Here is a 19393-nt window from a genome sequence, read left to right on the forward strand (position 1 = left end):
TGGGTTTTTTTTGTTCGTGGGGGGGGGCAACCCGGGGGGGGCGGGGGGGCGGGGTTGGGGGGGGGGTTTAAAAATTGGGGCGGCCGCGGGGCGCCCCCCCAAGCCGCCACCAACGAATTCACAAACACCCCCGCAACCTGACAAACCACCAGCTTCGCGGCTCACGCCGCTCCTACAACTTCTTCTCCAGCGCCGCCCTTCCCGGCCGCCCCGGCTCCGGCTCGATACCCCACGCCAGATACCAATCCTCGCCCTGCAGCTCCGCCGGATGCTGCGTGCGCCCTGAGCCATTGCCGCAGGCCAACGCATCGGTCGCGCAATACTTGTCGCAGCCCCAGCAGATCCGCTCAGGATGTTTGGGATTCAAAGGAAATGGCTTTGCCATCGCAGAAATCTCCACTCCAGGACAGCAACCATGCGCCGCCAAGGCAATGCCCACCTTGACGAAAATCAAGCAAGCCCAAGCGCGGTAGCGCCGAGCCATGCTCGGCAGAGGCCTTCCAGGCAATCCAACAGCCACCCTGTAGGAGCGGCGTAAGCCGCGAAACCACAGCACCTGCAGATCGCGCAAACACCCGCAACCTGACGAACCATCTGCTTCGCGGCTTACGCCGCTCCCACAAACTGCAGTCAGGTTGATGACACCCGGTCCGCCCGGCACGAAAAGCAACCATAGCGAGCGAAATGCAGGTGCACATATGCCACATCCGCGTCGTCGAAGGCGGCTTGCAACCATTCGCCAACGCCGGCTCCATCACAGACCTCGGCAAAAATGATCCGATCCTTCACGCTGTACGCCCGCAAAGACATCAGCCGACGCTGCACCTGCGACGGCACCTCATTGACCTGCAGTTCCGCACGCGCCACACCGCGCCGGACAAAGATCGGCCCACTCGCCCGGTACGGCGAATCCGCCGGTTGGTGTTGAAAGGAGAGCAGCAACAGTTCCTCTCCCTCCGTTGCATCAGCGAGACTGATCCGGCAGGGAAATCCTGATGCACCAGTAGCAGTGACCCGAGCGATGTGCCGCGCAGCAAGCGCGGCATCATCAAGCTGGAAAAGATCGGCGAACAGTGCGGGACTCAAACCGCTCAACAGGAAGGACGACATGCTGCATTCCATGGATCAAGGAACCGCAACATCCCACCCTCCGCGGACTGCTGCTCGCCATGATCAGACGCAGCATCCAATGGCCGACCGGACGGAAAACTCCACGCCCAACCGTTGCCGATCTGCTTTTTACGCGCACTACTCAGCGCGTACCAGCACAAACCAGCGGTATAGGAGATAGGCAATCATCGCAGCCACCGGTGCCAGGCTGATCCACAGCGGCAGCTTCATGACAAAGAACATTGCCGAAAAGCAGGCCAACACGATGGCGGAGAACAATAGCGCCCACAGATTGAACATCACAACGTCCGTCGCATCCTTGGCAACGGGGTTTGCCGGGCGACCTCTGCCCGAGCGCTGCCTGCGCAACAGCCAGATATCCGTAACAACATCCACAACGCCTTCAATCAACCCGCCGAGCAAGCCAGACATGGTGGAACCCTGGTAGCCATGATGAACAGGCGGATAGTCACAGCGCTCAAACCTGCCGTCAAGCAAGCAGCGCGTCCATATCACCCCCGCTAAACGGTTGCTTCGTACGGCGGGAGGTCGTCGTTGCCTGATGAGCTGGAGCCTGGTGATTGCTGACACGAACTGGAAGGCGCAGGCCCCTCCCACCAAAATGCGACACTCACTCGGCTACCTGTTGCCCCAGCTCCTGGGCAAGCCCGATCAGGATGCCCTCAACACCACGGATGTAGCACAACCGATAGGTGTTCTCGTAGTTGACCACCTCATCGACCACCGACGCCCCCAGCATCTTGAGCCGTTCAAGCGTGTCATCGATGTCCTCCACCGCGAACATGACGCGCAGGTAGCCCAGGGAATTGACCGGTGCTGCACGATGATCGGATGCAATCGTTGGGGCATCGAACCTGGACAGCTCCAGCCTGCTGTGGCCATCGGGCGTGCGCATCATCGCGATCTCGACACGCTGGTCGCGTAGGCCAGTAACTCGCCCGGCCCACTCACCTTCGATCGGCATGCGCCCCTCAAGCACCAGTCCCAGTTCGAGGAAGAACGCTACGGCGCCATCCAGATCCGCGACCACGATACCCACGTTGTCCATGCGCTTGACCGTCATGCGTGGTCCTCGGCTGCAGAAACCAGACGATGCGCAGCACAGAAGCTGCGACCTTGAGCGAGCCTACACCCTGAGCAGTGAAGCCAAGGCACTCCTGCCCACGGCGTCAGTAAGGAGGGAAAGCAGCTTGCCGCCGTGATCAAAGCGCCAGCGGGGCCACGGCCGCTTCCCCGGCGCAGCGGCCACGCAAGCTCATCCGCAACAATGCCGTTCTCCCCCATCCGCACCCACGTCGCATTGCACTTGCCAAGGGCCCTGCCCTCAACTAATCCTCGACACCAGATCCCAACCTCCAACGAGCCACTGACGATGCACCACGCAGCTACTGCCCCAAGCCCGCCGTCTGGCCGCGCCCGCAGCCTCCAGGTCCGCCATGTTGTAGCTGCGCTCACGCTATTGCTGTTTGCACCCTGCACCCTGGCGCGCGCGCCGGCTGATGCGGCACCGGGGCAGGACAGCGCGCCGGAGGTTCAGGCCCGCATCGCCCGGGTCGAACAAACCCTTCTCACACCCGTCGTCGTCAAAGGCGCCCCGATCCAGGCCATGCGCCTGAGCGAGCGCATGGCATTCCACAAGGTTCCCGCGGTCAGCATCGCCGTCATCAACAACGGGCGCGTCGAGTGGGCCCGCGCCTATGGCGAGCTCGATACCGACAAGCACACACCTGCCCAAGCTGGCTCGCTGTTCCAGGCCGGGTCGATCAGCAAGTCGGTCAGCGCCATGGCCGCGCTGCGGCTGGTCGAGCAGGGCAAGCTGTCGCTTGACGTCGATGCGAACACGCAGCTCCACGCCTGGCAGGTTCCCACCAACCAGTTCACCCGGCAAAGCCCGGTCACGCTGCGCAGGCTGCTCAACCATAGCGCCGGCATGACCGTGCATGGCTTCTATGGCTACGCACCGGACAAGCCGGTCCCCTCGCTGCTGCAGGTACTGGAAGGGCAAGCGCCGGCAAATTCGGACCCAGTCAGAGTCGAGTCCACGCCCGGCAGTACTTGGAAGTATTCCGGTGGCGGCTACAGCGTGGCGCAGCTGATGATGATCGAGGCAGGCAAGCAGCCCTTCCCTGAGCAGCTGCAGGCGCTCGTCCTTGGTCCGCTGGAAATGCACGACAGCACCTTCGCGCTGACGCTTCCGCCTGCATGGCAAACGCGGGCTGCGACCGCGTATCACAGCGATGGCGTCGCGGTGGTCGGCAACTGGCACTTGTATCCGGAATCGGCCGCCGCCGCGCTATGGACAACGCCTGCCGATCTGGCCAGGTTCGTAATCGATATCCAGCGTGCGCAAAGCGGAACGTCGGGCAAGGTACTTTCCAGCGCCATGACCAGCACCATGCTTCGCCCCGAACTGGGCGACTACGGCCTGGGCTTGTTCATCAACAAGGTGGGCGAAGGCATCCGCTTCGGGCACTCCGGTGGCACCGATGGATTCCGCGCACAGTTCTATGGCTACACCCACACCGGGCAAGGTGTAGTAGTGATGACCAACAGCGACAACGGCGGCAGCTTGATTGACGAGATAGTGGCCAGCGTTGCCACTGTATACGGCTGGCCCGACCTCAAGCCCGTCGAGAGGGCCGCCATTGCCGCCGATCCCGCAGCCAATGCCGCCGTCGCCGGCGCCTACCAGTTGCTGGGCACGCCAGCGCATGTCACCGCCGAAGGCGACCGGCTGTACTTCCAGAGCGACCTGTTCGGGGCCGCTCGCATGGAGCTGCTTGCACAATCGAAAGGCCGATTCTTCATGACCGCCAGTGACATGACGGTCGACTTCCAGCTGGGAGCCGACAACAAGGCCGGCGGCTTCTCCTTGCAACGAGGTGGCAGCACCTATGAAGCGACGCGACAGGAGTAGGACTACGCTGGCGGAACGTCGATAGTGAGCACGGCTGCCCGGTCTTATCGGCATCACGCAGGACTGTTGAAAGAAATCCCTGCAGCCTTCAAACCTGACTCTGACCCCGGTTTTCTTTACCCTGTGCGCGTTCTGTCGTGAGGCTTGCCGTGGATTCCTTCAACCTGATGCGTGCTTTCCGGCGGATTGTCGAGCGGGCCAGCCTGGCGCGTGCGGCCGAGGACCTTGGCATGTCGGCCGCGGGCTTGAGCAAGCAGCTGCGTGCGCTGGAAGCGCATCTGGGCGTGGTGCTGCTGCAGCGGACCACGCGCCGCATGAGCCTGACCGATACCGGCCAGGCCTATTACCTGGAGTGCTGCCGCCTGCTCGATGAGCTGGATGCACTGGAACGCGGCATCGCCCAGCAAAGCGGCGAGGTCAGCGGACGGCTGCGGGTCAATGCACCGCTTTCGTTCGCGTTGAGCACGCTGTCGCCGTTGCTGCCACGGTTCCTGGCCGAGCATCCGCAGCTGGCATTGGACCTGGTGATGGAAGACCGGGTGGTGGACGCCGTTGGCGAAGGCTTCGATGTCTCGCTGCGGATACGCGCCGAGTTGCACGACTCCAGCCTGGTCGCACGCCGCCTGGCCTCCTTGCAGCAGGTGCTGTGCGCTGCGCCCGCCTATCTTCAACAGCATCCGGCCCCGACCACGGTGGCGCAGCTGGGCGAGCACGCATTGCTGGCCTATAGCCTGTCCGATTCGCCCGGCAGCTGGCCGCTGCACGGCCCCGATGGGCAGGTAACGGTAACCCAGCCGACCCGCGTCAGCGCCAACAACAGCCTGCTGCTGCGCGAGTTGCTGGTGGCCGGCACCGGCATCGGCGCACTGCCCTCCTTCCTGGCCGCGCCCGCCTTGGCCAGCGGCCAGCTGCAGCAGGTACTGCCGGATCATCGCTACCCGCAGCGCATCGTCTACGCGGTCTACCCGACCCAACGCCACCTGCAGCCCAAGGTGCGCGCCTTCATCGACTTCCTGCACGACGCCCTGCCCCGCTGCGCCGGCCTGGATTGCTGACGCCCAGCGAATACTGAGCTGCCCGGCAACCGCTGTTTCGTGCTGCGACGGCTACCTAAGCTGCGTTCTCCCGCTGAGCCGGGCCTGATGCCGGCGCGCTGCCCTTGCCAGCAACGCGACCGACAGCCGACGCATTGCGCGCGGCGGCCCTGCTGCAAAACGGAGACCCGTGCACGCTACCGCGTGCCTGTTGCGACGCCATCGCGTCGTTCCCTGCACAGAGCTTTTCCGATGAACACTCGCTACCTCACCGCTGCACTCGGCCTGCTGCTGGCCGCCACCGTACCGCCCTCGGCGGCCCATCCGTCGACCACAGCCGTACCACTCCTCTCCGGCCAGCAGGTCGGCGTCAGCCCCTGGGGCCCGAACGACGAGATCGGCCGGCTCAACCTGATCACCGATGCATCACGGACGGCGATCCTGTCGCGGGTAAATGGCGGCAAGGTCTACGACCTGGCCACTGACTACTACGTCGGCATGCCGAGCTGGCAGGACGCAGGCGATCCGCATTACCAGTTCTGGATGACCCACACGCCGCAGGGCACGGTGATCGATGACCCGATGGGCGTGGGCGAAACCATGAACATCACCCGCAGCTACACTGGCACCGCATTCTCGATGTACAGCCACACCGGCACGCATATCGACGCGCTCAATCACTTCGGCATCCACGGCAAGATCTGGAACGGTTTCGAGGCCAGCAAGCACCTCGGTGATCGCGGCTGGAAGGTCACCGGCATCGAGAAGTTCCCACCACTGGTTGCCCGCGGCATCCTGATCGACGTCGCCGGCGCCAAGGGCGTGGACATGCTGCCAGACAGCTACCGCGTCACCCGCCAGGACCTGCAGGATGCGCTGCGCCGGCAGAAGGTCAGCCTGCAGCAAGGCGACATCGTGCTGATCCGCACCGGGCGCATGCAGCTGTTCAACCAGCCCAAGGCCTATATGGCCAACCCACCGGGCATGGGCCTGGATGCCGCACGTTTCCTGGTCGAGGATGGCGGCGCGATGATCGTAGGCGCCGACAACCTCAGCTTCGAGACCTTCCCCTCGGAAGTGGCCGACGACTACGTCCCGCTGCACACCTACCTGCTGGCCCAGCAAGGCGCACCGATCATCGAGCTGATCGCGCTGGACGAACTGGCCCGCGACAAGGTCTACGAGTTCGCCTTCATCGGCGGCCCACTGAAGATCCGCGGCGGTGACGCAGCCCCGCTGCGCCCGATAGCGTTGCCAGTCCAATAACGTCCCGCTGCATTTGTGGGAGCGGCGTAAGCCGCGAAGCAAAAACACCACCAGCACAACCAGCTGCCAAACACCGGACACAACATGCTTCGCGCCTTGCCCCCCACCTCCCCCAAATTCCACCTCCCGCTGACAACACCCCACCTGGGCGCTAAGTTGCCCCGAAGCCACGAGTGGCCATCAGCCGATCCGTGGAGCGGCCTGGTCACTGGCCCACAGCCAGAAGGTGCTTCCCCAATCACTGCCCGCGATTTCAGGGAACAATTCTCCCTGTTTGAAATAGCGGCGCGAGCCTTGCGCAGGCGTATACCACCACCCGCTAACAGGTACCGCCTTTCCGGCAGGCACACGCTCTGGGCGAAGATCTACGTTCGAAGCGCCGGAGTACGTGCCATCGATCTCCTCAAACTCGCCTTCGACCACCTCTACGAAATACCATTCGCTTGGGCGATCTTCAAAGCATTCCGAGGCCACGAAGGAATTGGCGATATGGGCCTTATCTGCAGTTATGTATGACCAGTCGTAGGGGGTTATCCCGCGATTTCTATCCAGTATCTCGTACAGCCCCGCACTGTCCCCCCAAAGGCCGGCCCTGCCAATTTTCTGGACAACGCTTCGACCGAACTCGTTGAGGCTACTGGCTCCTATCAACTCGCCGCGGCCTCCCGTCCACGCAAACTGCAACGCGCCATACGGACCGTCTTTCGGCACGTAAACGCCAGTGCGCGGCGGAGGCTGATCCGTGAAAGCGACGATATCCTTGCGTACGCGGAACCGCGGAATCCTGTGAGCGTCCACAAGTCCTTCATTCCAAACTATCCAGAACCAAAAATCATCCAGTCCGCCGAGCCGATCCGTAATCGAACTAATAAGCCCTGCGTAGCTGAAAACCGAGGCGGCCTCTTCCTTGAATGCACTCTCCTGATCTGGAGTAGCCCAGGTCATGTGATGACCGTACTCCTCAAGCATACGACCACACTGGTTCTCACCCGCAGTCCTATACACCTCACTGGCCCTGAGTGCGATGGCGCCTACAACACCCTCTCGGAACTCGATCAATGCAGGAAACGCATGCGTCGAAAAGTGAGCGGCGGTGTCTAGTTGTTGCCAGTTCGCGACTGCCAACCCTAGCGAATCGAAAGGTGTTCGCTCGTCCAAGAAACCGTTCGCCATGGCAATGAGTTTGTCGATTCTTCGTAACAAGCCCAGCAGGTACTCATTCGAGGTGAAGTGATAAAGCAGGGTAGCTTGCCGCTTATGCCACGGATTGAGTCCAAAATTGATCGTAGACATGCACTTCTGCCTAGCTATCCAACCCCAAACTAAAAGTTCCATGACCCACAACTGAGGACGGAAGCACGCAATTAGTCACATTGATTCCTAGCGCCCCGCACCTGCCAACCATCACCGGTAACATGCAAATCCAGCTGGAGCGTGCATACATCATTGCTAACTTGAAGTATCGCTGCATCAGATTTTGAAATAGAAATCTTTACAAATTCCGCATAAAAACCAGAGGACACGATCAGCTGCGCCATGTCGTCGGGCGATGCGATAACCTCCTCTCTGTCTAGCGGCCCCTCTTGGGCAGGAAAGCTCTCTGTAACGTAACTGATCGGCGAGATGATGAACTTCTTCATTTCCCTCTGATCCTCTTCGATTGCTCCGCGTGGACACGTTGCCAAGGAAGCCAGTGCCCACAAAGCTTCAGGATTGGAAGCGCTTGAGAATATCTCAGATTTAAGCTTGTCTCGCGCCTGCGCCAAACAAGGTGTATCTACTGAATGTTCATGCGCCGAATCAGGCGAAGGCGACGCATGACAGCCTTGCACTGAGAGCGTCAGCATTGCAGCGACAACAACAAATATAGCAATATTATTTTTCATCTAGATCCAATGCTGACACATGCAGATGATGCCGGTGAGTTGTATCCGTGCTTGCCCTTATCCAAGGATCAGCCTTGAAGCCACTGAGATTCTTGGAGTCACCAAACACAAACCCTTCAAATGCTAAATAGAGGGCAGATCTACTACGATTATTCTCATGCACATGGAATCTTCGAATTTCCTGACCCTGAGCTGTGCGATCATCAAAGTCATCGACAAAGACAACATCTAACGCTATACCCATTCGATGCAGTATCGATCCAAGCATCGGACGCCATGTACTGCTTAAGGTCAGCTCATCAACACCAGATTTCCACGCGGCCTCGATAACTCCCTTGTATGTAACGGGATTGGTGCGCCTTAGAACGTCACCTACAGTCACTGACTTACCTGCTCCCGTAGCGTTCGCAAATGCGCCCGCAGCATATCTGAGACGTATATTTACCACTGGCAAGTCGATATAGCATGCGTATTCACTATTACGAGAACCCGAAAGGCCGCGAACGTCTCCGTTGTATATTGGAGCCAGGACACGAGTCCAATCGGTGACGATTAACGACTCAGTGTCGCCTATGCGAGTGGGCCCCTGGTCCACCGGATAGGGAGATGTCTGGCCCCAAGGAGTTGGTCGTGGTGCTCCTGTGGTTGTCGCGGGAAAAGCAGCCGGAGCTTGCGGAGGCTCGATACGACTCCGCCCTCTATCCTCAGCATAAGGACGCTGGATAGTTGTCGCTTCACAAAGGCGCCGAACGTCATCTAGGGTAAAAGCGTATGAAAAGCTCTTCCACACATCTCCTGTCAAGTAACCGATATGAGATTCATCTGCTAATTTAGTGGTTCCACCCTGCGAGTTTGTTGGGTAACTGGCTGATGTTGCGGCGGCAAGTTGCAGCCGATCCAGTCGTTTTTGGGGTAACTCGTGGATGATGATGAGCGTAGTTCCTACGCTATTCAACGCAGTTCTAAATAGAGGAGTGTGCCTTCTGTTTCTGAAGGCATCGTTACCAAGATAGATCTCGATCTCCTCGACATCAACAGGAACAGTTACTTCAACCGTATTAAATGGCGAGGCCCCAAGTCGGGAGAATGACGAACCTTTCGGTGTAGCGTGCAAGATCCGCGCAGCATCCCCAGATGCGGTGATGGCGTATGGAAGATTCCTTAGGTTGCTCGCACTTCCGGTAACGATTAGATCATTCCGATCACCGCCCGGCGCAGAAGCATCCAATGGAGCGGCTATAAATCGAAATTGGGCACGACGGGTTCCCACCCTTGCGGAAACCCGTTGCGTGTGATCGGTTGTAGCTGTCGCTCTAGACAAGGGTTCGCCCCGACTTCCATTCACAGCTGCCATTGTCAGCACTCCTTGCAATTTTCGATCTTAAAACCATCTTCCACCGGGGCCAGGAAGTCAGGGTAAAGTTCATAAGCTTCCCCTCTTTTTCCGAAAATTCTCTCGGTTTCACCTTTCTGATTGGTCGTCCCACGCGCCTCGCTCCCTGAGCCTCCCACTACTACATAAGAGAAATTTGGGATCGGACTTCCATAATCATCCTCGACAACAAACTGAACGCTAAACATGCCCGTCAGAACATTTGTCAAAGCATCGATAGGCAGATGCGGCAATTTGGTAGTGGTCGCGTTCCCTATCAGGAACCCATGATCCCCAGCCTTGACCTTGAACTCCCCCAAACAACTGAACGCGATATCACCGTCCTCCAGCGTGACGGAGCTACTACCCGCCTGCAGCACGATCTTGTTCTTCGCAAGTACGTCGATACGGCTGTCAGTGGCAGTGATGGTGATCGCTTGTTCCGCCAGCACTTCCAGCTCCCCATCGTGCGCCTGCAGGCTGACGGTTCCATTGGCGGCAATCACGCGCACCGGGCCGCTTTGTGCGAACAGCGAAACTTGTCCGCTGGAGACGGTGGCGATGGTTTCGCCACTACTAGTGTGCAGGTCTTGTTGCACGGTGAGCTGCAGGTTCTGGCCGGCGTATGCGATTGCGCTCGCTGGCGTGGTCCATGCGATGTGATTGGGCGCTTCGGCCAGCAGCATTGGCTTGGCGAAACGCTCAACCGGCTCATCGCCAGGGTTGCGGCCATCGGACGGTTTGAACGGCGATTGCCCGTTGACCTCACCTTCGAAGCGGCCATCGGCGTTGGGATCGGCCAGCTCGCGCAGCATGCCGGTGCTCTGCCATGCGGATAATCCGGGTACTTGCTGTTGCTGCAACGTCTGCTGCATCTGCTCCAGGCTGCGCTCGGCGCCTTTGAGCTGGGCGACGACTTCGGCGTTGTCCATCACGGTGGATGCGGCGTGTTGCTGGGTACTGGCTGACAACAGCAGGCCTTCGCCGGCATGCACGTTGCTCCAGCCCAGCGTCGCCAGTTCGAAACCTTCGCCGCGCAGTGCACCGCGTGCTTTGTTCTGGTGCTGGATCAGATAGCCCAACTCCAGGCGACTATCGGCCATCGAGCTGTGCAGGCGCGTACGCAGCTGGCCGGGCGTGTCGTCAATCACCCATTGCTGGGTGCCGCTGCCGTCGTGTGCTTCGGTGTGCAGGCCGCTGAGCACGCCGGGGTGCTGGGCCTGCGCATCGATACCGCCGCCAAACGGCGGTTCGACTTCGCCGTTATAGAGCTGGCCGGTGATGCGCGGCTGGTCGATATCGCCGTGCAGGAATTCCACCAGCACTTCGCTACCGATGCGCGGCAGAAACGCGGTTCCCCAGTTTGGTCCGGCCACCCATTCGACAACCGGCACCCAGCTGCCGCTGGTCTGGTCGCCGGGCGCGTGCCCGGGCTGGCTGCTGCCGGTGTCACTCAGGCCGCCCGGATTTGGCGCACTGCCGCGCTGCCAGTTGAACTGGATGCGCACCTGATGGTCGCGATTGGGGCTGAGCGCGGCGTCGGCGACGCCAACCACCCGCGCGGCCTGTGGGCCGTGCAGGCTGGGCTTGTCTTGCGGCAGCGCTCGAATTGCAACCGAAGCATCGGTGGCAAGGAACTGGTTGCGGTAGCTGCCGCGCTCCAGCTCGCTGTGACCCAGCAGCTCGGCAATACCGCTTTCCAGATTGTTGACCGCCGCGTGGTGCACCACCAGCAGCTGGAAAGCCTGCGCCTCATGCTGTGGATGCTGGACAAGCCTGAAGCGACTGCCAGCTGCCAATCGGCGCTCACTGCCGCTACCGCTGTACAGCACCTGCGACACCCGCAACGCATCCAGCCGTGCCTGCGCTTCACTTTGCGCCCAGCTCGATTCGGCGAAGCGGCCAGCACGTGGCTGCACATAGACCTCAAGCGCAGGCAGATCGCCGGTTGTGGCAGTTGCCTGCGCTGAGACGGCTTTGATCTGCTCGCTGTGCCAGCTGCCGACCGTGCTGATGTTGGGCACCAGCTGCTGACGCTCGGAAAAAGCGCTGATGCCATCGGTGGATTCAGTCGCGGCAATGCGGTGAAAGCGCACCGAACCTGTATCAGGAAGTTCAGCCTGCGGCCCGAACACCACCAGCGTGTGCGCGCCCTCGCCGCCTTGCGTCTGCTCGATGCGCCAAGCCAAGCCCGCCTCGGCAAGCAGGCGGGTGACGAATTCCCAGTCGGTCTCCCGGTACTGCGTAGTGATCGGCCGGCGCGGCAGCGCTTCCACATCGAAGCGATACGCGGCTTGCGAATAATCCGCAAATATCCGCTCGCAGATGCCGCGAATGTCCACGTCCTGGAAGATCACAGCGTTGCGGCGCAGGCGAAGCAAGGCGGTCCAAGGTTCAAGCACCAGCTGGTAACGGGCCAAACCACCATCGCTGCCGAGCTGTGCGACTTCGGAACACAAGCCATGCCATTGCCGCAGCGAGCCATCAGCTGCCCGCAGTTGCAAAGTCAGCGGCTGCTCGAGCCAAGGATCGATGTCCAGAAAGGCATCGGTGGAGAGGCAGTCGATCCGCAGGCGATGGTCGCCACAGACGCTCTCCTGCCCTTCAAAGCGCTCCACTACCAGGCCGTCATGCGGCCCCTGCAGTTGGATCAAGCGATTGCGGTGCGACAACGACGCCAATGAGGCGAGCAGTGCCGAGTGTCGGATATCCATATCGACTGACTCATAGCTAGGGCGAGATGCACGCGATGCCTCCAGTCACCGCGAGCGCGGACCGATTAAGCCATAGCGCATAGCTGATATGACCTTGGCACCGCATTTTTGAGACATTTCTCGTGAAACCTGTCAGTACCGCTGTCAGCCACTTATCTCGCTCACGGCGGGGCGCCACTGCAGGCATTGGGCACTTACGTCTGCCGCTAATGCGGCAACTGAGCAAGCGTGATTGCGTTGCCGATAACACCGCGCACCCTGCTTTCGACCAAGGGCGCTCGTTGGCGGCTGGCGTGTACAGTGACGAGCTGATCGCAGGTACTCCAACAGAAAAGGTCACGACATGAAGTCACTCCTCTTGCTGCTGCTCTTTTTCTTTGCTGCGGCCGTTTATGAGCGTGCCTTGGCCAGCGACGACGCCGGGTGCAGCTGGCCTCTCAATCGGCTTCACTTCCGGCTATTGATTGAATGTGCCGCTCCGAAATCGACAGAAACGCACGATTCTGGGCAATCGATTGGTGGGCGGCAGCAAGGGTTATGTTCTGGCGGAGGGGTTGGTGCTAGGTTATAGCGGAATCTATGGGGGCGGATGGCACAACTACCTCACTTCCGACTGTTGATTGAAGGCGCAGTTTCGAAACCAAAAACGTCCCCGGCAAATGTCTCTTCGCCTATCGTAAAACCCGACTCTGACCCTCCAATTTCCCGCCCCCAATTTCCCCTGTCGTAAAACCCGACCCTGATCCCAAGTTCCCGTGCCATATTGCAGTTTTACTTGCGACACATCGCAACCCACTGCAGAAAACTGATTCAGCCCCCAGTGTCATCCCTCTACTTTTCTTTCGCCCCTCTATCTGACTTAGCCCTGTCGCTACTCTGATCAAAATAAGTCTTACCAAGCCCCCCCACCCACCACATCAGAATTGCAACAAGCAGGAACAATAGAATTAGAATCACCGATTCTATTCCATACACATCCCCACCTTTGAGAAAATCCGAGAGCGCCATAAAAGCAATCAAAGCGACCATGAGAAATATTGCGGAAGATACAAGCCGCAATGAAAAAAAGAAAATACGATAATAACTCTTAAGAATTCTATTCATTTTCTCATTTCGCGCAACCGCATTTGTTCGGCGTAGCAAGAGTTCCACTAGATGTATAGCCACCCCCTGCCCATGCCCCATAACCAACCCCCGTTAGAGGGGGAACAGAAGCCGCTCCTCCACTGATTAGATCATCACCAGAGAAAACCCTATGCAAGAAATCTCCAAGTGTTGTATAGCCATCACGAAGATTTTCAGTCCCCTGAACACTACCCCCAACTGACGGCCCCGCTCCGGCAGCACCCTCAATATATCTGTAGTAACCACCGGACGCTCCCCCAGCTATCGGACCATTCGTTTTGCTGGTGGACAGATTCAAGCCTCCTCCAGCATAGAGCCCTCCTCCTACCATGGTATTCACCTGACCTGTCACGAAGCCTTGGTAGCAATTCAAGCTCCGCCAGTTCTCCGGCACCGATATACCTACGGTGACGCCACCTCCGCTCCCAAACCCGGGAATCCCGATTAGAAACGAGCCACCAATACCGAACTGTCGATCTAGCCCGAACGGATCAATCGCCCCAATAGGATTCCCCCCGACATAGGCATAAGTGTTCAGTCCGCCCTTCAACCCTATCGGATCGCTCTCCAGGTAGCGTCCTGTCCTAGGGTTGTACGTTCTATGATAGTTGTACCAGTTGCCCGTCTCCTGATCGAAGTACTGCCCGGGGAAACCTAGATTCAACCCACCGATACTGTCCAGCGTCACAGAGCGATCGAACGCATGGTTGCTCGCCCGCCATACCGTCACTTTGGCACTGTTTGTAACTATCTCCGGTCGGCCTAGATGATCGGTATGGATGTGACTGATCTGTCCGCCCCTGATCCTTGCAATCGGCGTCCCATCGGGCAACCGCGCGTACTGCGTCCATGCACCGGACTGGTGTTCACCCAGCAACTCTCCACCCAGGCCATAGCTGAACCACTGCCCGGTCTCTGCTCCGGTCTTCTTGTAGACCCGCTGCCCCAGAGCGTTCACCGAATAGGTGGTGACGACTCCGGCCTTGGACACCGTCGCCAATCGATTGAACGGACTGTAGGCATAGGTTGCGCCTTCGCCGCTGAGCGTGTTGCCGGCATTGTCGTAGCTGTAGCTGGTGGCACGCGGCCCGGTAATGCCTGCCAACCGATTGCTCATCGTCTCCGTGCTGTATCCGTCGGTTGCACCCGCCCAAGAGTGGCTGCTGCGATTGCCATTGGGATCCCAGGCGAAGCTCTGGTTCGCGCCAATTGCGGTCACCGAGGTCAAGCGTGCTAACGCGTCGTAGTGGTAGGCCTGACTCAAGCTTGTGTTCGCATGGTTCGTCAGGACCGTCATGCGATCTGCATCATCGTATCCGTAGGTCAACCGTTGCAGGTCCACCCCGCCATTCCCGGAGCCTAGTTCAACAAGGCGCCCATCCAGGTCGTAGCTGAGGTTGCGTGTCAGGCCATTACCCCAAGTCCATCCGGTGGTCGCCCCGAAGGGCTGGTAATGCAAGTTGGTGACGATGTTCGACGCCACGCCGTCAATCGTTGCCGTTACGGTGATCAAACGGCCACTCGCATAACCATAGCCGATGCCCACGCCGCCAGAGTTTCCGATGCCGGTGAGCCGCCCCATGCCGTCGTAGGTGTAGGCGACAAACTGGCTGCCGCCAGCCGGCAATGCACTGATCTGAGAAGCAACTTGACCTTGTGGTGTATAGGTATAGCTAATGCTGCCAGACGGGTCACTCACAGTGCAGGTCCGGCCCTTTCCGTTCGTGCAGGTGTCGTAGGTGAACACCTGCGTCGACCCGCCCGCTACCGCGGCTCCCAGACGGCCCTGCCCGTCATAGGAGTAGGTGGTGACGCTGCCGTTCGAACGGGACATCTTCGTGCGCAAACCATCCGCGCTGTACTCGAATGTCTTCGTGCCGGTGTCGGGGCTGGCCTGCGACCACATTTGTCCGAATCCGTCGTAGAGATAGGTCGTAACGTTACCGCGCGGATCCTTCACCCAGACCAATCGATCACCCGCATCGTATCTGAATTCGGCGACACCACCATTGGCATCGATGGTCTTTGTCATCCTTCCGAGCTTGTCGTAGTTGTAGCGCGTCTCGCGTCCCTGTGCATCGACCTGCAGGAGCAAACGCCCTTCCCTGTCGTACCCGTAATCCTGACGCTGCCCGTTGTTGCCACGTCGCGCCATCACACGACCGAGCTCGTCGTAGTCCACATAGACCCGATGGGAAACGCCAATCGGCTGGCTCTGGGCGGACATGGAAGCAACTTTGGACATCGCCCCCTGTCGAAACATCAACGGACCTCCGCATGAGGGTGGGCAAGGATCTGTCGGTATAGTCGGCGGATACACGACGTTGACCATCGCGCTGGGCGTCGGGCTGCCAAATGCAACACCTGCATTGGTCATCTGCCACTGGAACCCGTAGGTACTGGCTGCGGGTGTCTGCCCTTGGATACTGAAGTCTGCTATCTGTCCAGGGAGGATGGTACCGGGGATATCCAATGTCGCGATGCCGAATGCATTGGTGAACGACTGGTTTCTGGACACAAGTCGATACCCGGCAGCCGTAGACCAGGTGCTGGTTCCGACGTTCCGGATCCGCAAGTTGATGGTGTACGGGAGGCCGGTATAAAGGGTGGGGATTGTCTGATCGACGAACTGGGCGTCGGCAATCGGGTCGGGCGGTGCGCTGGCCAAACGCTCGGTCTCGATCAAAGTCGGCAGCGACGCGTTGTTGTAGGTGTAACGCGTCCGGGCAAACGTCCCGCCGGTTTCCAATTCGAAGTACGAAGCCAGACGCCAACCCGCGTCATACCTCAAATGCCTCGTCTGCGAATCGGGACTGGTCACGGAGGCCAGGCGACCGAAGGAGTCATAGGTGTAGGCCGTTACATATGCTGTACCATCGACAATGCGCCTTTCGTTCCTGATTCTTCCACGCTCGTCGTAGACGTACTCGGTAACGTCTCCGTTGATCCCTGCAATCCTGCCCGGCTGTCCCAGCTCGTTGTAGTCAGAGTAGGTGACCACAACTCCGAGTGACGTGCTGATACTGATCAGGTCTCCTTTCGAATTGTAGGAGCGAGTGACGGCATCGCCCGCACCCTGCAGAGGCCCATCGATCGTCATCGTGGCAACCATGCCGTTGGCATGTTCTGTGTAGCTGTAGAACGTAGTCCGTGTCTGGTTCTGGCTGAGTGGCACAACCGCAGACAAGTTCTTGATCGCCATGGATGCCAGCCGCTTGCGCGCGTCGTACCCGTAAGTGACCTGGTAGAGCTGGCCCGTGCCCGCTTCCACGGTCTCCCTGAGCAACCGGTTCTCATTTGGATCCCAGACATAAACCTTGGTGCGTGCTTCCGCCGTTCCGGCGGCTTCGATCTTCCTTATCAATTGGCCTTTGGCGTTGTGATCATAGTCCGTAACGCTGCCTTCCTGGTCCTGCACCTGGTCCTTGTACCCGTTCGCGTCGTAACTGATGCTCTTGATGCTCGCAGGACAATTGATGGATGCCTGTCCGTTGACGGATGTCAGCTTGCGATCAAGAAATGAATAGGTCGCCTTCTTGCCAAGCGGGTTCGTCTGGACAACCGAAAGTGTTTGCTTCCCGTTCTGGAAGCCGCTCGTGTAGGAGAATGTATTCCTTTCCACTCCACCAGCGTGCTCCGTCAGCGTGGCCCTGCGCTGCGAGTCGTAGGCGAATGTGGAATAGCGAACGCTGTTGAATGATTTCCCGGTCAGTGCAAAGAATTCCGCCTGATCGTAGTGATACGTGATCACCGTGGCCGGGGATCCCGGCAAGGTGGTGCTCGCAAGCAAATGCAGTCCGTCATAGACCTTTTGATGGCTGTAGGTGTATCGATATGTATTCCCAGCCGGGTCCTTGATCTGGGTCAGCTCGTCGGCCGTCCACAGGAACTGGATGAAACGGCTGGACGTGTGTGTCACGCGTTGCAGCTGCGTGCCCTGCATACCGCCATAGGTGAAGGTCCACCCAATGTTCTGCTCGTCCTTGACCTCGAGCGGCAACCCACCAGCTCTGTAGAGTTCGATCGTCGAGCTTTCGCTATACAGCCGCCATGTCCCATTCGGTTGCCGAACGATCCGCGAGAGTGGACTAGCCTTTTCCTCGTAGTAGGCCCCGTCGGCTGCCTTCTGGTAACGGATCTTGCGCCCGTCCGGGCGATGGGCCCAGATTGTGTCGTAACTGTGTCCGTTCGTGCACTCGGCAACACTCGATCGTGGGTAGCAAGCGCTGAGACCGTATCCGCTACCGAAGCTGAGCTTGTAATCGAAGTTCGTGAGCCAGTGGTAGCCGAACAGGCCGATACCGTCCCAATGCTGGTTCCACGTGCGCTCAAGCCGAAGCGGCCCAGCGTCGAAATCAAGCTCGCGCTCGACCTTGTTGCCCGAGGACATGACGACAGGATTTCCGGCCGTCGGTTGCACATCCCCGTCCTTGCAGTCCCCCGAGGCACTTGCATCTGCATCTGTCACAGCTTCGAGCTGTCCGAAGTTGGGACTGATTTCTAGGTTGTTGGAGATGGCGCCAACACTTCCCTGCGAAGGAACACCGCTGATCTGAATGCCATATATGCGATCAGCAGTAACCGACACGGTGTCGAGCGTCCTCACGCCTCCGGTGGAGCCATCTATCGGAAGAATGCCCCGCAAGCTAGGGTCGATCGCCAAAGCGCTTGCATGGAAGCCAAGTGCAATGATTGCCGCGCCCGCGATGCGGGTCGCGGGTCCTATCAAATCGAACGTTGCGAGAGCCAATTTCCCACGCAAATTCCACAAGGGCCGATAAGACCAGCGATTGACACGCACCATGATTCCCTTCCTTTGGAAACACTGCTGTTGCGATCTCGTTCCGCATGCAACATGGGCCGAAATGTCCGGCCCCATCAGCATCGGTTGCAAAAAACGACTGGCAGCATTGCAGCCGCTCCCCGGGGATATGTATATATCGCAATAAGCAAGGTCGCAAGTGGCGCGTGCAGGATCGTGTATAAGTGAATCGCCCCGGCGTTCCTAGACAACATATACCTGCTTTGGATCGGAAGCAGCCATCCAAAGAAAATAGAATCAGCTCTTACGCTTCGCCCTAGGATGCGCAGCATCATAAACCTTGGCCAGATGCTGGAAATCCAGATGTGTATAGATCTGCGTGGTCGCGATATCCGCATGCCCCAGCAATTCCTGCACACCACGCAGGTCGCCTGAGGATTCCAGAATATGGCTGGCGAAACTGTGCCGCAGCATATGCGGGTGCACGTTCTTGAACAGCCCTTGGCGTTGCGCCAGTTGCTTGATGCGGATCTGCACGGCGCGTTGGCTGATCGGGCCGCCGCTACGACCTGGGAATACCGGCTTCTCGCCGGTACCGCCGCTTTCCCTGCGCCACTCCTGCAATGCGTTCATTGCATGCGAGCCGACCGGCACGGTGCGTTCGCGGTTGCCTTTGCCGTGCACCAGCACGATGCCGCTGGCGGTATCGAGGTCGCGCCAGCGCATGGCGCAGAGTTCGCTCAGGCGCAGGCCTGAGGAATAGAACAGTTCGAGCAGCGCGCGGTCGCGCAGGCCCAGCGGTGCGTCGGTGGGCAGTTCGACCAGCTGCACGGCTTCGTCGGCGTCCAGCACCTGGGGCAGTTTGCGCGGTGCCTTGGGTGCACGCAGGCCGGCGGCGGGGCTGTTGTCGATGACGTTGTTCTTCAGCAGCCAGGCGTAGAAGCTGCGGCAGGCCGACAGGCGGCGCTGCAGGCTTTTTGCCGACAGGCCACGGCGGTGCTCGCTGGCGACGAACTCGCGCAGCTGGTCGCCTTGCAGGGTTTGCGGATCGGCGACGTCATGCGCTTCGCACCATTGCGTGAGCGCGGCGAGGTCGCGCTGGTAGGCGTCCAGCGTGTGCGCCGACATGCGGCGCTCGACCTGCAGGTAGGACAGGAATGCCTGGACGGCGCTCATCGCCGCGTCA

14 protein-coding genes are annotated in these 19393 nt (G+C 59.5%); 3 read left to right on the forward strand and 11 right to left on the reverse strand.

The window, feature by feature from the left end; translation table 11 throughout:
* Positions 1-172: 172 nt before the first annotated feature.
* The 4 genes from ACVOLI_RS14100 to ACVOLI_RS14115 all read right to left on the reverse strand — a co-directional run bounded on the left by ACVOLI_RS14100 (position 173) and on the right by ACVOLI_RS14115 (position 2194).
* A complete protein-coding gene (locus ACVOLI_RS14100; protein WP_481614898.1) occupies positions 173-454 on the reverse strand; it encodes a DUF3079 domain-containing protein in 282 nt (93 codons plus the stop codon).
* A gap of 176 nt (positions 455-630) precedes the next feature.
* A complete protein-coding gene (locus tag ACVOLI_RS14105; protein ID WP_481614899.1) occupies positions 631-1110 on the reverse strand; it encodes a DUF1203 domain-containing protein in 480 nt (159 codons plus the stop codon).
* Positions 1111-1248: 138 nt separating this feature from the next.
* Positions 1249-1542, reverse strand: coding sequence for a hypothetical protein (locus tag ACVOLI_RS14110; protein ID WP_481614900.1), 294 nt, complete (start codon positions 1540-1542; stop codon positions 1249-1251).
* A gap of 199 nt (positions 1543-1741) precedes the next feature.
* The gene (locus ACVOLI_RS14115) at positions 1742-2194 is read right to left on the reverse strand and encodes a VOC family protein (protein WP_481614901.1); all 453 of its coding nucleotides are present in this window, start codon (positions 2192-2194) and stop codon (positions 1742-1744) included.
* A gap of 309 nt (positions 2195-2503) precedes the next feature.
* On the opposite strand from ACVOLI_RS14115, the gene ACVOLI_RS14120 reads away from it, so the two are divergent.
* The 3 genes from ACVOLI_RS14120 to ACVOLI_RS14130 all read left to right on the forward strand — a co-directional run bounded on the left by ACVOLI_RS14120 (position 2504) and on the right by ACVOLI_RS14130 (position 6348).
* Complete coding sequence (locus ACVOLI_RS14120) at positions 2504-4048, forward strand: serine hydrolase (protein WP_481614902.1); 1545 nt, start codon at positions 2504-2506, stop codon at positions 4046-4048.
* 149 nt (positions 4049-4197) lie between these two features.
* Complete coding sequence (locus ACVOLI_RS14125) at positions 4198-5103, forward strand: LysR family transcriptional regulator (protein WP_481614903.1); 906 nt, start codon at positions 4198-4200, stop codon at positions 5101-5103.
* Between the two features lie 231 nt (positions 5104-5334).
* On the forward strand, positions 5335-6348 hold the full coding sequence (locus ACVOLI_RS14130) for a cyclase family protein (protein WP_481614904.1): 1014 nt from the start codon (positions 5335-5337) through the stop codon (positions 6346-6348).
* Positions 6349-6528: 180 nt separating this feature from the next.
* Here the strand turns inward: ACVOLI_RS14130 and ACVOLI_RS14135 are convergent, their stop codons facing one another.
* The 7 genes from ACVOLI_RS14135 to xerC all read right to left on the reverse strand — a co-directional run bounded on the left by ACVOLI_RS14135 (position 6529) and on the right by xerC (position 19383).
* Positions 6529-7641, reverse strand: coding sequence for a hypothetical protein (locus tag ACVOLI_RS14135; RefSeq protein WP_481614905.1), 1113 nt, complete (start codon positions 7639-7641; stop codon positions 6529-6531).
* A gap of 71 nt (positions 7642-7712) precedes the next feature.
* Complete coding sequence (locus ACVOLI_RS14140) at positions 7713-8234, reverse strand: hypothetical protein (protein ID WP_481614906.1); 522 nt, start codon at positions 8232-8234, stop codon at positions 7713-7715.
* A complete protein-coding gene (locus ACVOLI_RS14145) occupies positions 8224-8616 on the reverse strand; it encodes a hypothetical protein (protein ID WP_481614907.1) in 393 nt (130 codons plus the stop codon). The genes ACVOLI_RS14140 and ACVOLI_RS14145 overlap by 11 nt, the downstream gene beginning before the upstream one ends.
* A 974-nt stretch (positions 8617-9590) precedes the next feature.
* Positions 9591-12320: a type VI secretion system Vgr family protein gene (locus ACVOLI_RS14150; RefSeq protein WP_481614908.1), complete on the reverse strand. Its 2730-nt coding sequence runs from the start codon at positions 12318-12320 to the stop codon at positions 9591-9593.
* A gap of 831 nt (positions 12321-13151) precedes the next feature.
* Positions 13152-13349, reverse strand: a complete 198-nt coding sequence (locus ACVOLI_RS14155) for a hypothetical protein (RefSeq protein ID WP_481614909.1) — start codon at positions 13347-13349, stop codon at positions 13152-13154.
* A gap of 79 nt (positions 13350-13428) precedes the next feature.
* Entirely contained in the window at positions 13429-18249 is a 4821-nt protein-coding gene (locus tag ACVOLI_RS14160; RefSeq protein WP_481614910.1) for an RHS repeat-associated core domain-containing protein, read from the reverse strand.
* A 255-nt stretch (positions 18250-18504) separates the two neighbouring features.
* Positions 18505-19383 (reverse strand): tyrosine recombinase XerC, encoded by an 879-nt coding sequence (xerC, locus tag ACVOLI_RS14165; RefSeq protein WP_481614911.1) that lies wholly within the window; start codon positions 19381-19383, stop codon positions 18505-18507.
* Between the last annotated feature and the right edge of the window lie 10 nt (positions 19384-19393).

Source organism: Stenotrophomonas sp. STEN029, from assembly GCF_056760015.1.

Bases quoted from the DNA above. Each gene is read 5' to 3' on its own strand.
- ACVOLI_RS14140 (WP_481614906.1), bottom strand. From the start codon at position 8,234: ATGAAAAATAATATTGCTATATTTGTTGTTGTCGCTGCAATGCTGACG.
- ACVOLI_RS14105 (WP_481614899.1), bottom strand. From the start codon at position 1,110: ATGTCGTCCTTCCTGTTGAGCGGTTTGAGTCCCGCACTGTTCGCCGAT.
- ACVOLI_RS14110 (WP_481614900.1), bottom strand. From the start codon at position 1,542: ATGTCTGGCTTGCTCGGCGGGTTGATTGAAGGCGTTGTGGATGTTGTT.
- ACVOLI_RS14115 (WP_481614901.1), bottom strand. From the start codon at position 2,194: ATGACGGTCAAGCGCATGGACAACGTGGGTATCGTGGTCGCGGATCTG.
- ACVOLI_RS14120 (WP_481614902.1), top strand. From the start codon at position 2,504: ATGCACCACGCAGCTACTGCCCCAAGCCCGCCGTCTGGCCGCGCCCGC.
- ACVOLI_RS14130 (WP_481614904.1), top strand. From the start codon at position 5,335: ATGAACACTCGCTACCTCACCGCTGCACTCGGCCTGCTGCTGGCCGCC.
- ACVOLI_RS14160 (WP_481614910.1), bottom strand. From the start codon at position 18,249: ATGGTGCGTGTCAATCGCTGGTCTTATCGGCCCTTGTGGAATTTGCGT.
- ACVOLI_RS14150 (WP_481614908.1), bottom strand. From the start codon at position 12,320: ATGGATATCCGACACTCGGCACTGCTCGCCTCATTGGCGTCGTTGTCG.
- ACVOLI_RS14135 (WP_481614905.1), bottom strand. From the start codon at position 7,641: ATGTCTACGATCAATTTTGGACTCAATCCGTGGCATAAGCGGCAAGCT.
- xerC (WP_481614911.1), bottom strand. From the start codon at position 19,383: ATGAGCGCCGTCCAGGCATTCCTGTCCTACCTGCAGGTCGAGCGCCGC.
- ACVOLI_RS14155 (WP_481614909.1), bottom strand. From the start codon at position 13,349: ATGGTCGCTTTGATTGCTTTTATGGCGCTCTCGGATTTTCTCAAAGGT.